We start from the raw sequence: 17,148 nt of genomic DNA, 5'->3' as shown, positions 1-17,148 counted from the left end.
CGCGCCGTCGCTATGGACGGCGCGCGGTAAGCCCAGGCTGATATCAGGCCGGGGTCATCAGGGCCGGCAGCAGCGCGCCGGAAATATGCTGCACCACCTTGACGCCCTTCGCATGCACGATCGGTTGCGCATACTGCATAAGCGGCAGCACGTAGGCCTGCTCGGCGATGTATTTATCGACCGCCTTCCACCCGGCGATGCGCTTGGTCTCGTCCTTCTCTCCCCACAGCGGGTTGATCATGTCGATCAGGTCCTGGCTGTCCCAGACCGAATGCGGGCTCGGCCCATACATGGCAAAGCCGGTCGACGTGGTCGGGTCGCCAATGGCGTTGCCCCAATTGTAGAAGGCCGCCGGCGCGAGCTTGTCGGCGGCGCGCAGTTCGTAGTGCTTGGCGATCTCGTAGACCTCGATCGTCGCCTCGATGCCGACCTTGCGCCACATGCCGACGATCGCCTGGATCATTTCATAGTCCTTGGGCTTGAAGCCCTTGGTCGTCTGGATGGTGAACTTGACCGGCTTCTCCGGCGAGTAGCCGGACGCGGCCAGCAGTTCCTTGGCCTTTTCCGGATTGTGCTCGACCTTGATCGAGGCATCGTAGGCCGCGTATTCCGGCGTTTCCAGCGTGGCGAGCGGCTGGCCGTAGCCGCGCAGCAGCCGCTTGACCAGAAGCTCCTTGTCGACCGCCATGACGGCTGCCTGGCGCACGTTCTTGTCCAGCATCGCTTCGATGTCGTTGAAGAAGATCATGCCGATGTCGGAAACATTCTTGATCGACCCGGCAAGCCCATCCTTGGCGATCAGCCGGTCGTACTCTTCATAGGGGATTTCGAGCGTCACCTGCGAGGAACCGGATTCGATCTCGGCCACGCGGCTTGCCGCGTCGGTGACGAATTTGATCGTCACATTCTCGAAAGCCGGCTTGCCGCCCCAATAGGTGGGATTGGCCTTCAGCCGTAGGAAGGCGTTGCGCTCGAACTTTTCGACCATGTAGGGACCGGTGCCGATCGGCGCCTTCTCGAAACCCTCGGCGCCGACTTTCTCGTAATAGGCTTTCGGCATGATGTAGCCGGTGAGGAACGACATCCATTTGAAATAGACCGGGTCGAACTGCACGACATCGCCCGTGATCTTGTTGCCGTCGATCTTGAAATTGTTGACGTTCTTCCACACGAACTGGATCGGGTTGCCGGTCTTTTCATCGCCCGCCCGCTGCAACGACCAGACCACGTCCTCGGGCGTGAACGGCGAGCCGTCATGCCAGGTTACACCCTCGCGCACCGTCATCATGATCTTGGTGCGGTCCTCGTTCCAGCCCCATTCGGTGAGCAGGCCCGGCGCGAAGGACAGGTCCGGCTTCTGCGGGATGAACTGGTCGAACACCGACTGGTAGAGGCCCTGGATGGTCGGGTTGACGGCCGACGGTCCGGTGGTCGGGTCCCAGGACGGCAGGTTGACATTATAGGCGATGGTCAACTCGCCGGCGGCGGCATTGGCCATCTTGGGCAGGCCGACAGCGGCCACACCAAGTGCCGCGGCACTGTATCCCAGTAATTCGCGTCTGTTTATTGTCATGGTCGTTCCCCTTGTTGGTTTATTTGTCTTTTGCGCGGCTTCGTCCGGTCATTGGTTAGGGCTTCGTCGGCAGCAGCGCTTGCCTCTCGTCGCCTTCATGAAATCGTCTGGCCTACCTCCCGCCAAGCTGTTGCGCGAGCATGAAGCCCGAGGCGGCACCCGTGCCGGCACCGGGCCATGTCGCGGCGCCGGTGAGATGCAGATTGCTGATCGGCGTGTCCCAGCCGGCATAGCCGCGCGCCGGACGGAACAAGAAGTTCTGCGCCAGATGATGGCTGCCGCAGACCTGGTCGCCGCCGACGAGGTTCGGGTTCTCGCGCTCGAGGTCGATCGGCGAAAACACGGCGCGGCCGAGGATCTTCGCACGCAGCCCAGGTGCGTAGGTCTCGATGATGTCGAGCACGCGGTCGGCATAGGCCTCCTTGACCTGGTCCCAATGGGCTGCTGCGATCTTGCCCGAGGCGTCGCCCACGATTTCGGCGGGCAGCATGCGCACCTGCACCCACAGAACATGTTTGCCTTCAGGTGCCCGGGAAGGATCGACCGCCGTCGGCTGGCCGACGACCAGCACCGGTTCGTCCGGCAACATGCCTGATGTCGCCTGCTGATAGGTGCGCGACATCTGCTCGAGCGATGGCGCTAGATGCACATAGGCGAACCGCCGAAGCTCTGCCCCGGCGCGCCAGTCCGGCAGGTCGTCCAGCGCCAGGTGGATCATCATCGTGCCGGGTGCATGCCGGAATTTTTGCATCGCCGTGTCGAAGCCGGCGTCGCCGGAACCGTTCGGCAAAAGCGTGCCGGCCAACGCCTTGGGTGCAACGCCGGCAATGACCGCCTTGGTGGCCGTATGCGTCTCGCCGGAAGCAAGCCGCACACCGGTCGCCTTGCCACCGGAAACGGTTATCTCGGCGACATCGGCGCCGGTGACGATCCTGCCGCCGGCCGATGTGACAATGCCGGCCAGCGCCCGGATGATCGTGTCGGCGCCACCCTTGCCCAGCACCATGCCAAAACTCTGGTTGGCCATCGATTCCAGATAGGGGAACACCGCGCCGCCGGCGATGTCGGGCGCGAAGTCGAGATGCATGCCCCAGGTGGCGAGCGTCGCCCTGATGTGTGGAGACTCGAAATTTTCCTCCAGCCAGGCACGCGGCGACGACAGCAACAGCCGGCCGGTGTCGAGCGCGCCGGAAACACCTTTTTTGCGCCACAGGTTCCAGGCGGTGCTTGCAAGCGCCCGGGCGCTCATCGGCGAGCCCAGCAGCTTGAACAGATGCTCGGCCTCGGCTGGGAAAGCGGCAATCAGCCTGCGCCACGTCGCGGCATCGGCGGCTGAAAAGGCAGCCATGCGTCCGGCGGTCTTTTCCAGGTCGTTGCTGACACCGAACCAGCGTCCATCCGGGAACGCGCTGGCGAAACAATCGGCGACCGGCGCGAATTCCAGCCCCTGCGCTTTCAATTCATTTGCATATTTCCGGTGGAAGGCGGAGCCGGCGAACAGGCTCAGATTCATCGCGCCGAAATCGTGGCGGAAGCCCGGAAGCGTGAATTCGCGGGTCTGGACGGCTCCACCGATTGTTGTATTGCGCTCGAAAACCCCGGTTTTCCAGCCCTTGAGCGCCAGATGCGCGGCGCATGCCAGAGTGTTGTGGCCCGCCCCGACAAAGATGGCGTCGAACTCGCTCACGCCCCGTTCCCATTTCCTTTATGCTTAAAGATAATTGCAGATGCATATGTTTTCGTCTAGTAGGATATTAAGGGCCGAGACGAGCCTTGATCATGTCAGACAAGAGGGAACAGAGACCATGGATACCCAGAAACTCCTCGGCGAAGTTGCCGGCCAGCTCCTTTCCGGCGCCATCAAGGTGGTCGACCTGACGGCGCCGCTCGGGCCCGACACACCGCTGATCAAGCTGCCGCCGGAGCTTGCCGTCGACACGCCGAAGGTCGAGATCCACTCGATCTCCCGCTATGACAAGAACGGTCCATGGTGGGCGTGGAACTGGCTGAAGCTCGGCGAGCATTCCGGCACGCATTTCGACGCGCCGCAGCATTGGATCAGCGGCAAGGATTATCCGGACGGCGCCACCGATACCATTCCGGCGCAGAATTTCATCGGGCCGGTCAATGTCATCGACTGTTCGAAAGAGGCGGCCGCCGATCACGATTTCCTGCTCACCGTCGACCACATCAAGGCCTGGGAGGCCAAGCATGGCGCGATCAATGCCGGCGAGTGGGTGGTGATGCGCACCGACTGGTACAAGCGCAACGGCTCGGAAGCCGAGTTCCTCAACGCTAACGAGACCGGCCCGCACACACCCGGCCCGACGGCGGAAGCCATCCAGTTCCTGATCGGCAAGGACATCAAGGGCTGGGGCTCGGAGACGATCGGCACCGATGCCGGCAAGGCCGGCGGCATGGAGCCGCCATTCCCGGCGCACACGCTGATGCACAAGGCCAACCGCTATGGCCTCGCCAGCCTCTGCAATCTCGACCAGCTGCCGCCGAAAGGCGCCATCCTGATCGCGGCGCCGCTCAAGATCGAGCACGGCACCGGCAGCCCGATCCGCGCGCTGGCGCTGGTGGCGGGGAAATAAAGCGAGGGCGGTCTTCGGGAGAAGATCATGGCTGCAAATGGTACCGCGATGACGAAGTGGGCGCGGCGACCTGGTGAGGTTGCCGCTCTACGCCAAGGAACGCTACCGCGCGCAATTGAACATCATCCACCAAAGCGGGGGAGCACCCCTCGATGACCGCCCCCGATCACATCATCGTCGGCAGCGGCATCAACGCGCTGGTCTGCGCGGCGATGCTCGGCGGCAAGGGCGCCAAGGTGCTCGTTCTGGAGCGCAACGACCGTATCGGCGGTTGCATGCGCACCGAGGAGATCACTGCGCCGGGCTTCGTCCACGACGTGATGGCGACCACCTTCGTGCTGTTCATCACCTCGCCGGCCTTTGCAGCATTGGGCGGCGACCTCGCCCGGCACGGGCTGGAGTTCTGCCACACCGGCACGCCGACCGGCGTGCTCATGCCTGACGGCAGCCATGCCGTGCTCAGCACCGGCCGCGCGGCCAATGTCGCTGCGCTGAACGCGATCGCGGCCGGCGACGGTGACCGGCATGCGGAAGATGTCGGCGGCATCGAGCGCAATGCCGGCCTGCTGTTCGGTCTGCTCGGCGGCGCGCTTTGGTCGTACCCGACGGCGAAGCTGCTGGCCGGCGATACCTGGCGGCGTGGTCCGCGCGGCCTAGCCGCCTTTCTTGGCGAAGCGCTGGTGCCGGCGCGCGGCTGGCTGGAAAGCAGCTACCAGTCCGAAACCATTCGGGCGCTCTGGGCGCCCTGGGTGCTGCATGCCGGGCTTGGCCCGGAAGATGCGTTTTCCGGCCAGATCGCCAAGGTGATCGCCTTCGCGCTGGAGGCTGCCGGTGCGCCGATCGTCAAGGGCGGGGCGAAGAACCTGCTTGCCGCCTTCGAAGCGCTGATCAGGGAACGCGGCGGCGACATCCGCACCGGCGCCGACGTCGCTTCGGTCGTCCAGGCGGGTGGCCGCGCAGCCGGTGTGCGGCTGGCGTCGGGCGAAACGATCACAGCGAACAAGAGCGTCATCTGCTCGGTCACGCCGACGCAGCTTTACGGCCGTCTGCTCGGCAAGGACGCTTCGAAGGACGACGTCGAAGCGACGCGGAAATACCGCTATGGCAAGGGCAATTTTCAGATCCATTACGCGCTGACCAAGCCGCCGTCCTGGCGCGGCGAGGGCCTCGACAAGGTGGCGCTGCTGCATCTGACGCCCGGACTGGACGGCGTTTCGAAAGCCTGCAACGAGGCGGCGCGCGGCATGCTGCCGGAGGTGCCGACCATCTGCGTCGGCCAGCCGCACGCGCTCGATCCATCACGCTGTCCGGAGGGCCAGGCGATCCTGTGGCTGCAACTCCCCGAGGCGCCCCGCCACATCAAGGGCGACGCCGCCGGGAAGCTCGATGCGCCTGCCGACGGACAATGGACCGAGGCGCTGCGCGAGGCCTATGCCGATCGCGCTGAAGCGATACTCGCCGGCCATATCGACGGCTTCAAGGACAGCGTGATCGCGCGCCGCGCCTATTCGCCGGCCGATCTCGAGGCGATGAATATCAACCTCGTCGGCGGCGACCCTTACGGCGGCTCCTCTGTTGTCGACCAGTCGTTCCTGTGGCGGCCGTTCAAGACCAGCCGCAACCATCAGACCGGCGTCAAGGGCCTCTACCATATCGGCGCCTCGACCCATCCCGGTGCGGGCCTCGGCGGTGGCTCCGGCTTCCTGCTGGCAGGGAAGCTCTGATGGAACAGAAGGTCGCCGAAAAACGCCAGCGCATTTCCACCCTCGGCCAGATCGGCCTGCAGCAATTCGCTCCCTATCTGATGAACCGCATCATGGGCCGCTACAACGCTACCTTGCGCGACGACTTCCGCAAGCAGGGCCTGACCATTTCGCAGGTGCGCACGCTGGCGGTGCTGTCGGTCACCGACGGCGTCACCGTCAACGACCTCTCGGTCTATACTGTCATCGAGCAATCGACCCTGAGCCGCACGCTGGACACGCTAGAGGGGCAAGGCTTCGTGCGGCGCGAGCAAGGCGTCACCGACAGCCGCATCCGCCACGTGTTCCTGACCGACGACGGCCGCGCCGAGTTCACCCGCGCCTGGCCGGCCATGCATGACGCCTTCGAGGCGATGTTCGACGATATCGACGACGCCGAATATGCAGCACTCATCGCAACGCTTTTGAAGATGCTCAAAAACATTCGCAAGCACGACATCTAGATATAGGCGCCGCCAGCTGTCGGCGGCAACGGAAGGAGGCAGACATGGCCGAACGGTCTTTTGCCAAGGAAGTCGAAAAACTCAGGCTCGGCGCCGGCGAGGAATTCGCCGGCGAGGGCATCCTCGCCATCACCAAGGCGCTGCTGCAGTGCGGCGTCGGCTATGTCGGCGGCTATCAGGGCGCGCCGATCAGCCATCTGATGGACGTGCTGGCCGACGCGCAGGACATTCTGGGCGAACTCGGCGTGCATTTCGAGGCGAGCGCCTCGGAAGCCACCGCCACCGCCATGCTCGCCGCTTCGGTGCATTACCCGATCCGGGGCGCGGCGACGTTCAAGTCGACCGTCGGCACCAATGTGGCTTCAGACGCGCTGGCCAACCTCGCTTCCGGTGGCGTCACCGGCGGCGCGCTGATCATCGTCGGCGAGGATTATGGCGAGGGCTCCTCGATCATGCAGGAGCGCAGCCATGCCTTCGCGATGAAGAGCCAGGTCTGGCTGCTCGACCCGCGTCCGAACCTGCCGTCGATCGTCAAGGCGGTGGAGGATGGTTTCGAACTGTCGGAAATCTCCAACACGCCGGTCATGCTGCAGGTGCGCATCCGCTGCTGCCACGTGCATGGCCATTTCATCGCCAAGGACAACAAGCGTCCGCCGATGACGGTCGCCGATGCGCTCGAAGCGCCGCGCCGCGACACCGGCCGTATCGTTCTGCCGCCGGCTTCTTTCCTGCATGAGAAGGAGAAGGTCGCCAAGCGCTGGCCGGCCGCGGTCGATTTCATCAAGAGCCGCAAGATCAACGAGATCTTCGGCTCGGATCACGGCTCGATCGGCATTGTCATGCAGGGCGGCATGTACAATTCGGTCATCCGTGCGCTGCAGCGTCTCGGCCTTGCCGACACCTATGGCGAGACCGACGTGCCACTCTACGTGCTGAACGCCGTCTATCCCCTGATCGACGATGAGTTCCTGTCGTTCTGCGAGGGCAAGCAGTCGGTGCTGGTCGTCGAGGAAGGCCAGCCCAACTACATCGAACAGGCTTTCGCCGCCATGCTGCACAAGGCCGGGCGTGGCACCCGTCTGGTGGGCAAGGAGCATCTGCCGATGGCCGGTGAATATACCGGCCAGGTCATGCTCGACGGCATCGGCGCCTTCCTGCGCGCCGAGGCGCCGCACCTGTTGCCCGGCGAAGTGCGCGCGCCAAACAAAGTCGGCGATGGCCTCGATACGGCGGACCTGATCAATGTCGTTCCAGGACGACCGCCCGGTTTCTGCATCGGCTGCCCGGAGCGGCCGATCTTCGCCGCGACCAAGCTGGTCGAGCAGGAACTCGGCAAGCACCACATCGCCTCCGACATCGGCTGCCATCTGTTCTCGATCATGCCGCCCTTCGAGCTTGGCGCGACCACCATGGGCTACGGGCTGGGGCCGGCATCGGCCTCGGCGTTCAACGCGCCCGATGCCAAGCGCCGTTCGATCTCCTTCGTCGGCGACGGCGGCTTCTGGCACAACGGCCTGACCTCATCGATCGGCAATGCGGTGTTCAACAAGAATGATGGCGTCATCGTCATCGTCGATAATTTTTACTCGGCCGCCACTGGCGGGCAGGACATCCTGTCGTCGCGCGCGGGCAACAAGACCAAGTCGACCAAGCATCCGATCGCCGAGGCGGTGAAAGGCATGGGCGTAAAATGGCTGCGCCATGTCGACCGCACCTACGATGTCGGCAAGATGCAGGACACGCTGCGCGAGGCGCTGACGACTGACGAGAAGGGGCCAAAAGTCATCGTCGCTTCGTCGGAATGCATGCTCAATCGCCAGCGCCGCGAAAAGCCGCTGGTCGACAAGGCGATCAAAGGCGGCGAGCGTGTCGTCAAGCCGAAATTTGGCGTCGACGAGGACATCTGCACTGGCGATCATGCTTGCATGCGGCTCTCCGGCTGCCCATCGCTGTCGGTCAAGTCGCTCGACGATCCGCTGCGCGACGATCCGGTCGCATCGATCGACCAGAACTGTGTCGGCTGCGGCAATTGCGGCGAGGTCGCCGATGCGGCGGTGCTGTGCCCGTCCTTCTACCGTGCCGACGTCGTGCACAATCCAAGCCGCTGGGACCGTTTCCTGGAGACGGCGCGCCGCGCGACGATCGGCTTTCTGCAGAGGCGGCGCGAAGGCCGGCGCCTGATATTCGCCGATGCTTGATCCTGTTCCTTCCTCGCGCCCCCGGTCCGGTGCTGCCGATGAGCCGGTGATCAAGCTCGCCGTTCTGGCCGTCGGCGGCCAGGGCGGCGGCGTGCTCGCCGACTGGATCACCGACGTCGCCGAGCGCAATGGCTTTGTCGCGCAATCGACCTCGGTCGCCGGCGTCGCGCAGCGCACCGGCGCCACCATCTACTATATCGAAATGGCCCGCGACACCGGCCGCCTGCCGGTCTTCGCGCTGTCGCCCTCGCAGGGCGATGTCGATATCCTGATCGCCGCCGAATTGATGGAAGCCGGCCGAGCCATCATCAGGGGCTTCGTCACCCCCAACCGCACGACGCTGATCGCTTCCTCGCACCGCATCGCCGCCGTGTCGGAAAAGATCGAACCGGGTGATGGCCGCGCTTCGTCGTCCAAAGTCCACGCCACGGCCGAGGCCGCATCGAAGCGCTTCATCGCATTCGACATGGAAAAGATCGCCGCCGACAACGGCTCGATGATCTCGGCCAGCCTGCTTGGCGCGCTGGCCGGCTCCGACGCGCTGCCGTTTACCCGTGAAAGCTACGAGCAGGCGATTGGCACCGGCGGCCGTGGCGTCAAGGCCAGCCTCGCCGCCTTCGCGGCTGCGTATGATCGTGCGCGCGGCACGGCGGCGCCGACGGCGAACCCGGCGATTGTCGGATCTGCCTTGGGTTCGGGACATGTGAGTGGCCCGCGAAACCTGTTGCAGGGATGGCAGGCGCTTGCCGCTCGCATCGACCTGCTGCCGGTTGCCGTGCGCGACATGGCGCTCAGGGGCCTGAGAAAGGTCGTCGACTACCAGGACATCGCCTATGGGCGCGAATATCTCGACCGGCTGGACAAGGCCGTCGCGATTGACAGCTTGGATCCAACCCATGCGCTGTCAATCGCGGCCGCCAAGCATCTGGCCAACGCCATGTGCTATGACGACATGATCCGCGTCGCCGATCTGAAGACGCGCTCGACCCGCGACAGGCGGGTGCGCAAGGAGGTTGGCGTCAAGGATGGTTCGGTCCTGCAAGTGACCGAGTACTTCCATCCGCGCATCGAGGAGTTCTGCGGCACGCTGCCGGCGAGGCTGGGCAGCTACATCGAGGACCGGCCGAAATTGGCAGCCTTCCTCGACCGCCGCATCAACCGGGGCCGCCGCATCCGCACCGACAGCTTTGCCGGCTTCGCCGCTTTGTGGTTCATCGGCGGCCTGCGCCGCTGGCGCCGCCGCCTGCTGCGCCACAAGGTCGAGACCGCGCATCTTGACCAATGGTACACGCTCGCGCTTGGCTACGTGCCGGCGGATTACGCGCTTGCCGTCGAAATCCTCAATTGCCGCCGGCTGATCAAGGGCTACAGCGACACGCATGTGCGCGCCCACTCGAAATTCGACCGCGTGCTGTCGGCGCTTGATCTGCTCGAGGGCAGGGCCGACGCCGCCGACTGGATCCGCCGCCTGCGCGAGGCGGCGCTGAAGGACGAGAAGGGCGACATGCTCGACGGCGCGTTGAAGACCGTGGCGACCTTGGGCCCGGCAACGGGCAACTGAGCCGCACGTCCCGACAGACTTCACCGGGCCATCGGCCCCGTTGGTATGCTCGAAGCCTCGGAGGGTCACCCCGTGGCGCCCTCGGTCCTGCGAGGGCTGGTTTCGACATTCGGACCATCAACCGGTTTGGTGAACGCTGTTCATTTTTCCCCTTGAACGATGTTCAAAGCGTGATAGAGTGCGATTGTGAACGACGTTCATTTCGCAGCGGCCGAAAGCCGCGGATGGGCAAAAGCGCAGCAAGAAAGTTTAACCAGCTCAGGACTATCACTAAAACTGAACAGCGCCTGCAACCCGCAGGGCCTATCGGCACACTGTCGAAGGGTTCCGCCAGATGGAAATCGCCATGAACACGCATCTCATGCTTTCGCGGCGCTTCGCGCCACTTTTCTGGACGCAGTTCCTGTCCGCCTTCAACGACAATTTCCTCAAGAACACGCTGGTGTTCCTGATCCTCTTCACACTGGCCGCCGATCAGGCGGCCTCGCTGGTCACTTTGGCCGGCGCCGTGTTCATGGCTCCATTCCTGCTCCTGTCGGCGCTGGGCGGCGAGATCGCCGATCGCTTCGACAAGGCGCTCATCGCCCGCCGGCTGAAATTTGCCGAGATCGGCGCCGCTGCCGTCGCGGTCGTCGGCATCGCGCTGTCCTCCATCCCCGTGCTGATGACCGCGCTGTTGATGTTCGGCATCATCTCGGCGCTGTTCGGGCCGATCAAATACGGCATCCTGCCCGATCACCTCGAACGCAAGGAATTGCCGGGCGCCAACGCCTGGATCGAGTCGGCGACTTTCGCCGCCATCCTCGGCGGCACCATCGCCGGGGGCGTCGTCTCGGCCGATGGCATCGGCGTCTCGGTCTTCGGGCCGATCATGATGATGCTCGCCGTCGGCTGCTGGGCCGTCAGCCGCCACATCCCTTCAACCGGTTCCGCGGCGCCCGACCTCGTCATCGACAGGAATGTCTTTCGCTCGACCTGGCGCCAGGTCAGCGAATTGCGCACGGACTCACGGATCTGGCGCGCCGGCCTGATGACGTCCTGGTTCTGGCTGATCGGCGCCATTGTGCTTTCGATCCTGCCGACGCTGGTCAAGGATCAGCTCGGCGGTGGCGAGATCGCGGTCACCGCCTATCTCGCGGTGTTCGCTATCTCGATCGCCATTGGCTCGGCAATCGCCGCGTGGATGTCGCAGGGACGCATCGTGCTCTTGCCCGCACCGGTCGGCACGGCGCTGCTGGCGCTGTTCGGCCTCGAGCTCGCATGGACCATCTGGAGCATGCAGCCTTCGCCCAGATCCGAAACCCTTGGCCTCTTCTTCGCCGGGCCAAACACGATCCGTGTTGCGATCGACCTCGCCGGCATGGCCATTTCCAGCGCCTTCCTTGTAGTGCCGACCTTTGCCGCCGTGCAGGCCTGGTCGCCGGAGGCGCGCCGCGCCCGGGTCGTCGCCGCGGTCAGTATCGTCAACGCCGGCTTCATGACCGTCGGCGGCTTGCTCGTCGCCATCATCCAGGCAGCCGGCGTCTCGACGGGAGGCATCCTGTTCGGCCTCGCCCTGGCCAATGCCGTCGCCGCCTGGCTGATGCTGAAATACCTGCCGACCAATGCCTTCCGCGATTTTGTCTCCATTCTTTTCCGCGCCTTCCATCGGCTGGAAGTCGAAGGCCTGGACAATCTCAAGGCCGCGGGCCCGGCACCCATCCTAGCACTGAACCATGTCAGCTTCCTCGATGGACCGCTGGCTCTGACGCTGACCAATGAGGAGCCGGTCTTCGCCATCGACTACACCATTGCGCAGGCCTGGTGGATGAAGCCGTTTTTAAAGCTGACCCGCGCGCTGCCGCTCAATCCGTCCAAGCCGATGTCGACACGCACGCTGATCAAGATCGTGCAGAACGGCGACCCGCTGGTCATCTTCCCCGAGGGCCGCATCACCGTCACGGGCGGGCTGATGAAGGTCTATGACGGTGCCGCCATGGTGGCCGACAAGACCGGCTCGATGGTGGTGCCGATCCGCATCGAGGGGCTGGAGAAAAGCCCCTTCTCACGGCTGACGGCACAGCACGTGCGCCGCCGCCTGTTCCCGAAGGTCAAGGTGACCATACTGCCGCCGGTCAGGCTCAAGGTCGACGACGAGCTGAAGGGACGCAAGCGGCGCGCCGCCGCCGGCGCCGCGCTCTACCAGGTGATGTCCGACCTCGTCTTCCGCACCCAGCATGTCGACAAGACCGTGCTCGAAAGGATCATCGAGACGGCGACCGAGCGCGGCATGAAGCAACTTGCCGTGCAGGATCCGGTCGCCGGTTCGCTGAGCTACGGCAAGCTGCTCACGGCTGTCGCCGTGCTCGGCGAGAAGTTCGAGACGCTCTATGCCGGACAGGACACGCTCGGCATCATGCTGCCCAATGCCAATGGCGCCTGTGCCGCGCTGCTCGGCGTCATGTCCGCCGGCAAGGTCCCTGCGATGATCAACTTCACCGCCGGTGCCGCCAACATCCTGTCCGCTTGCAAGGCGGCGCAGGTAACCACCATTCTGACCTCGCGGGCCTTTGTCGAGCAGGCCAAGCTTGACGCGATCGTCGAGGAGATCGGCCGCTCGGTCGATATCGTCTGGCTCGATGATCTGCGCGCGACCATCGGCCTCAAGGACAAGCTGCTCGGCCTGCTGCGCAAGAGTACGCCCAGGGTTGCCCGCAAGGCCACCGACGCGGCCGTAATCCTGTTCACCTCGGGCTCCGAAGGGACGCCGAAGGGCGTCGTGCTCACCCACCGCAACATCCTGGCCAACGCCGCGCAAGCCGCCTCGCGCATCGATTTCCATTCGGGCGACAAGGTGTTCAACGTTCTGCCGATCTTCCATTCCTTCGGCCTGACGGCGGGCACGGTGCTGCCGCTGGTGTCCGGCGTTCCGGTCTATTTCTATCCGTCGCCGCTGCACTACCGAATCGTGCCGGAACTGGTCTATGCCTCGAATGCGACGATCATCTTCGGCACCGACACCTTCCTCAGCGGCTATGCGCGTACGGGGCATCCCTATGATTTCCGCTCGGTGCGCTATTGCTTTTCCGGTGCGGAGCCGGTCAAGGCCTCGACCCGCGAAACCTACATGGAGAAGTTCGGCCTGCGCATTCTCGAAGGCTACGGCGTTACCGAGACGGCGCCGGTGATCTCCATCAACACGCCGATGTACAACAAATCGGGCACGGTCGGAAAAATCATGCCCGGCATGGAATATCGTCTGGAACCAGTGATCGGCGTCGAGGGCGGTGGACGGCTGTTCGTGCGCGGCCCCAACGTCATGGCGGGCTATCTCAGGGCCGAAAAGCCGGGTGTGCTCGAACCGCTGCAAGATGGCTGGCACGACACCGGCGACATCGTCAGCATCGACGATGCCGGTTTCGTCAGCATTCGCGGCCGCGCCAAGCGCTTCGCCAAGATCGGCGGCGAGATGATTTCGCTGGCTGCGGTGGAAGCGCTGGCGGGCGAGCTGTGGAAAGGTTCGCTCTCGGCGGTCGCGACCGTACCGGACCCGCGCAAGGGTGAAAAACTCGTTCTCATCACCGAGGCCGAGAAAGCGACGCGCGCCGAGTTTCTGGCGTTCGCCAAGGCAAACGGCGCCATGGACCTGATGGTGCCGGCTGAAGTGCGCGTCGTGACGCATGTGCCGGTGCTTGGCTCGGGCAAGATCGACTTCGTCGGCGTGACCAGGCTGGTACGCGGCGAAGCCTTGCAGGCAGCCAAGGTCGAGGCCGCCTGATCGCCGGCGACAGCGAGACGGCGCCACGGTAGGAGACGCGGCGCCGCCAGCCTTCAGGCGATCAGGTTCATCATCGGCTTCACCGCACCTGAGTCCGGAAACACTTTCTCGCCGAGCACCGAGGCCGAAAGTCCGAACTGGTCGGCGAGCAGGCCTTTCAGCACCGCCCTCACGTCGCTGGTCGGCGCAAGGTCGCGCTGCTGGTAAAGTTGCGCGGGCTTCAGCCCCGGCCAGTCGGCGATGACGCGGCCGCCCTTGATGGCGCCGCCGGCGAGCAGCACCACGGTGCCGGTGCCGTGGTCGGTGCCGACCGTGCCGTTGATCCGCGCGGTGCGGCCGAATTCGGTGATGGTGACGATTGCCGTATTCTTCCAGCGCTCGCCGAGGCCTTTTTTGAATTCCTCGAAGACACCGTCGAGGCCGCCGAGCAGGCTGGCGAGGCGGCCGGTCGCGCCGCCTTCGTTGACATGCGTGTCCCAGCCATCGAAGGCGAGTGCCGCGACACGCGGCCCGTCATCGGCGGCGATCAGCCTGGCGGCGCCTTGCGCGGCCTGCCGCATGCCGGCGGCGCTGTCGAGGCCGCCTTTCGGCTTCATCGTCTTGGCGCCCATCTGGTCGTCAAGCGCCATGCGATCGGCGTCGAGACCTTTTTGCAGCGCGACGGCCAGAACCGGATCGCGATGCTGGTAGAGATCGAGAACGCGCGCCGCGAGGTCGCCGGCCGGCGCCGGCAGCGATTGCGGCGCCCAGCCGAGCACGGGAGCCGCGCCACGGATCACCAGCGGCGTCGACGGTCCGACGGCCAGGCCGCCGAGCGTCGCCACGCGGTCGCCCGCCGGCAGGTTCTCCAGCGCCCGATTGAGCCAGCCGGTGGCGACATGGCCGGGACCGGCAAAGCCGCTTTCCAGCACATCCTGGCCATCGAAATGCGAGCGCTCGCGATAGCCGGTCGCGGCGGCGTGCACGACAGCCGCCTGCTTGTTCTTGAACAGCCGCGCAAACACCGGCATCGCCGGATTGACCGCGAAGAAAGCATCGAGCGGCAGTGCCGCGTGCGGGCCGGTGAGCGACAGGGCGATGTCGCCATGCAGGCCGGCATAGTCGGGATCGCCGACCGGACCGACGGTCGACAGGCCGTCCAGCGCACCGCGCAGCACGATGACGATCAGGCGCGGGTCGCGGTTGTCGGCGGCACGGGCGAAGCGCGGCAGATAGGACCAGGCAAACAGCGCGCCGCCGGTCGTCAGCACGGCGCGGCGGGAAGGGTGAGGGGTTTCGCACAGCAGGCTCATGACTTCGTCTCCATGGGAGTTGTCGACGCCGGACCTATCGTTCGATCTATCGTCGCTGGAATTCGGGCGCCATCAGCAGAAGCGCCAGGCCTTGCTGTTTGGACTCGGCGCGGGCGATCGCTTGGCGTGTTTCGGGCGAGGCGGAGGGACCGATGACCGCGTCGAGCATGCCGTTGGGGTTGCCGACGTCCTTCACTTGCCAGGCGGCCTGCCATGCGATGTCGAGGCGGGTCTTCATGCCTTCCGCCGATGCCCAGCTGTCCGCCTGGTCGGAAAAGCCGTTCGGTCCCGGCGGCCGCCAGAGCGGCTCGCCCAGCGCGTTGAGCCAGTTGAGCGACTGGCCAGGGTCGTTCGTCGGACCAGGGCCGGCCGCTCGGCGGATGGCCGCGATATAGTCGAACGGCGAGCGCATCTTGGCCAATGGCGTCGACCACGCTTCCGGCATGTCGACGAGCGCCGCCGCCAGTGCCCTGAGATTGCCGTCGCTCCTGGTGAACACCTTGGCGAGGCGGGCGACCGCCGCCGACGGCGGGTCGTCGGCTATGAAATGGCGGGCAAGTTGCGTGGCGATGTGTTGCGCGGTCGCCGGATGACGGGCGATGTCATTGAGCGCGGCCTCGGCCTGGCCCATGCCGCCAGCCGGATAGGTCTTGCCGAGCAGCACCGCGTCACCCGGCTCATGCGCATTGGCGTTGAAAACGGAACTGCCGGGTTCGCCCAGCCGTCCTTCCCGTCCGGCCATCATCCAGCCGGTCAGGATGCGCGCGAAGCTGGTCACGTCGGCTTGGCTGTAGCCGCTGCCGACACCGAGCGTGTGCAGTTCCAGGATTTCGCGGGCGAGGTTCTCGTTGAGGCCGCGCTGGCGGTTCTTGCCGGCGCGGGAGTCCGGGCCGATCGACTGCTGGTTGTCGAGATAGAACAGCATGGCCGGATGCCGCTCCACCGCCATGAGCATGTCGGCGAAGCGCCCGAGCACGAAAGGCCGGATGGCCTCCCGTTCGAACGCCCCGGCGCTGGCGCGCACGATGTTGTCCTTGGCGACGGAGACGCAGAAATGGTTCGACCAGAAATAGACCAGGCGCTCGACGAAGCCGGCCTCTGCCTGCATTGCCTTGTCGAAGCGCGCCTGTGCCTCGGCCCGGAACGACATAACCTCGACAGGCGGCACAGCGGCGGGTTTGGCCGCGGCCGCGGCCGGGGCGACGGGCGGCGACATGACCGGTGCGGCGGGTGGAGGCATGACCGAAGCCGCGGCCGACGTGGCCGCTGGCGGCTGCTCCGTCGCCATCCGCTGCCGGTCCCGCTTGCGCTGGAGATTTGCCGCCATGCTGGCCTGGATGGCCGGCGTGCTCCCCTTGAGGTCGGCATAGGCGGGATCGTCGAGCGATATCATGGCGACGTCGGGCCGCCGCAGCTCCGCCTTGAGATAACCGCGAGGGTCGCCGGCCAGTCTTTCGCGATCACCCGGCCGGGCTCCAAGGCCGAAGCGATTGAAGACTATCAAAGCGGGATCTGGCAGGGCGGGATCTGGCGTCATGGGCACTTTGGTCGCGACAGCCATGTCAACGCTCCATCGTTGGATCTCACGCGAGGCGCGCGACGCCCGATCGGCTGTTTCCCCAGCGCAAACCGGGGATAGGCGGCCGGGCAGGCGGATGCCGCCCGGCCCTCCCGCGCGCTTACCAGCGGTGCCAGCGGTGCCAGTGGCGGTGCGGATGCCAGCCGTAGTAGGCCGGGCGGTGCCAATAGCGGTAGCGCGGATACACCACGACACGGTTGGGAACGCAGCGCCCCCAGTGATTGGGATGCCATCCAGGCCCGCAACCCCAGGCCACGTGCTCGATCAGCGCCGGGGCGGCCGGCTGCGCCACCATCGGCATGGCGGCGGAGGTCGCGACGGTCGCGGCGGTTCCGGTGAAGGCGAGAACGGCTGCCGCCGCATACTGTGTCAGACGGTTCATGAT

11 protein-coding genes are annotated in these 17,148 nt (G+C 65.3%); 6 read left to right on the top strand and 5 right to left on the bottom strand.

The annotated features are described in order from the left end of the window. Positions 1–43: 43 nt before the first annotated feature. Both LB557_RS17445 and LB557_RS17440 read right to left on the bottom strand, forming a co-directional pair. On the bottom strand, positions 44–1,573 hold the full coding sequence (locus tag LB557_RS17445; RefSeq protein WP_224643806.1) for an ABC transporter substrate-binding protein: 1,530 nt from the start codon (positions 1,571–1,573) through the stop codon (positions 44–46). A gap of 112 nt (positions 1,574–1,685) precedes the next feature. Then, on the bottom strand, positions 1,686–3,260 hold the full coding sequence (locus LB557_RS17440) for a phytoene desaturase family protein (protein WP_224643805.1): 1,575 nt from the start codon (positions 3,258–3,260) through the stop codon (positions 1,686–1,688). 118 nt (positions 3,261–3,378) lie between these two features. Between LB557_RS17440 and LB557_RS17435 the strand changes: the two genes are divergently transcribed. The 6 genes from LB557_RS17435 (at position 3,379) to LB557_RS17410 (ending at position 13,892) form a co-directional block, all read left to right on the top strand. Then, positions 3,379–4,170 (top strand): cyclase family protein, encoded by a 792-nt coding sequence (locus LB557_RS17435; RefSeq protein ID WP_140723067.1) that lies wholly within the window; start codon positions 3,379–3,381, stop codon positions 4,168–4,170. A gap of 152 nt (positions 4,171–4,322) precedes the next feature. Continuing rightward, the gene (locus LB557_RS17430; protein ID WP_140723064.1) at positions 4,323–5,894 is read left to right on the top strand and encodes a phytoene desaturase family protein; all 1,572 of its coding nucleotides are present in this window, start codon (positions 4,323–4,325) and stop codon (positions 5,892–5,894) included. After that, entirely contained in the window at positions 5,894–6,376 is a 483-nt protein-coding gene (locus LB557_RS17425) for a MarR family winged helix-turn-helix transcriptional regulator (protein WP_140723061.1), read from the top strand. The genes LB557_RS17430 and LB557_RS17425 overlap by 1 nt, the downstream gene beginning before the upstream one ends. A gap of 44 nt (positions 6,377–6,420) precedes the next feature. Then, positions 6,421–8,574 (top strand): indolepyruvate ferredoxin oxidoreductase subunit alpha, encoded by a 2,154-nt coding sequence (locus LB557_RS17420; protein ID WP_140723058.1) that lies wholly within the window; start codon positions 6,421–6,423, stop codon positions 8,572–8,574. Next, positions 8,567–10,135: an indolepyruvate oxidoreductase subunit beta family protein gene (locus LB557_RS17415; RefSeq protein WP_140723055.1), complete on the top strand. Its 1,569-nt coding sequence runs from the start codon at positions 8,567–8,569 to the stop codon at positions 10,133–10,135. Before LB557_RS17420 ends, LB557_RS17415 begins: the two co-directional genes overlap by 8 nt. 346 nt (positions 10,136–10,481) lie before the next feature. Further along, positions 10,482–13,892: an acyl-[ACP]--phospholipid O-acyltransferase gene (locus tag LB557_RS17410; RefSeq protein ID WP_224643804.1), complete on the top strand. Its 3,411-nt coding sequence runs from the start codon at positions 10,482–10,484 to the stop codon at positions 13,890–13,892. Between the two features lie 53 nt (positions 13,893–13,945). On the opposite strand, the gene LB557_RS17405 is transcribed toward LB557_RS17410, so the two are convergent. The 3 genes from LB557_RS17405 to LB557_RS17395 all read right to left on the bottom strand — a co-directional run bounded on the left by LB557_RS17405 (position 13,946) and on the right by LB557_RS17395 (position 17,145). Further along, entirely contained in the window at positions 13,946–15,184 is a 1,239-nt protein-coding gene (locus LB557_RS17405; RefSeq protein WP_140714111.1) for a DUF1501 domain-containing protein, read from the bottom strand. Between the two features lie 46 nt (positions 15,185–15,230). Continuing rightward, entirely contained in the window at positions 15,231–16,745 is a 1,515-nt protein-coding gene (locus tag LB557_RS17400) for a DUF1800 family protein (protein WP_224643803.1), read from the bottom strand. Between the two features lie 118 nt (positions 16,746–16,863). Continuing rightward, entirely contained in the window at positions 16,864–17,145 is a 282-nt protein-coding gene (locus tag LB557_RS17395) for a GCG_CRPN prefix-to-repeats domain-containing protein (RefSeq protein ID WP_140787061.1), read from the bottom strand. Positions 17,146–17,148: the final 3 nt, after the last annotated feature.

It is taken from the genome of Mesorhizobium sp. BR115XR7A, assembly GCF_020165315.1.
In the GTDB taxonomy this organism is placed as follows: Bacteria; Pseudomonadota; Alphaproteobacteria; order Rhizobiales; family Rhizobiaceae; genus Mesorhizobium; species Mesorhizobium australicum.
The sequence above is the reverse complement of the archived record's forward strand: the minus strand, read 5'-3'. Positions and strand labels throughout refer to the sequence as shown.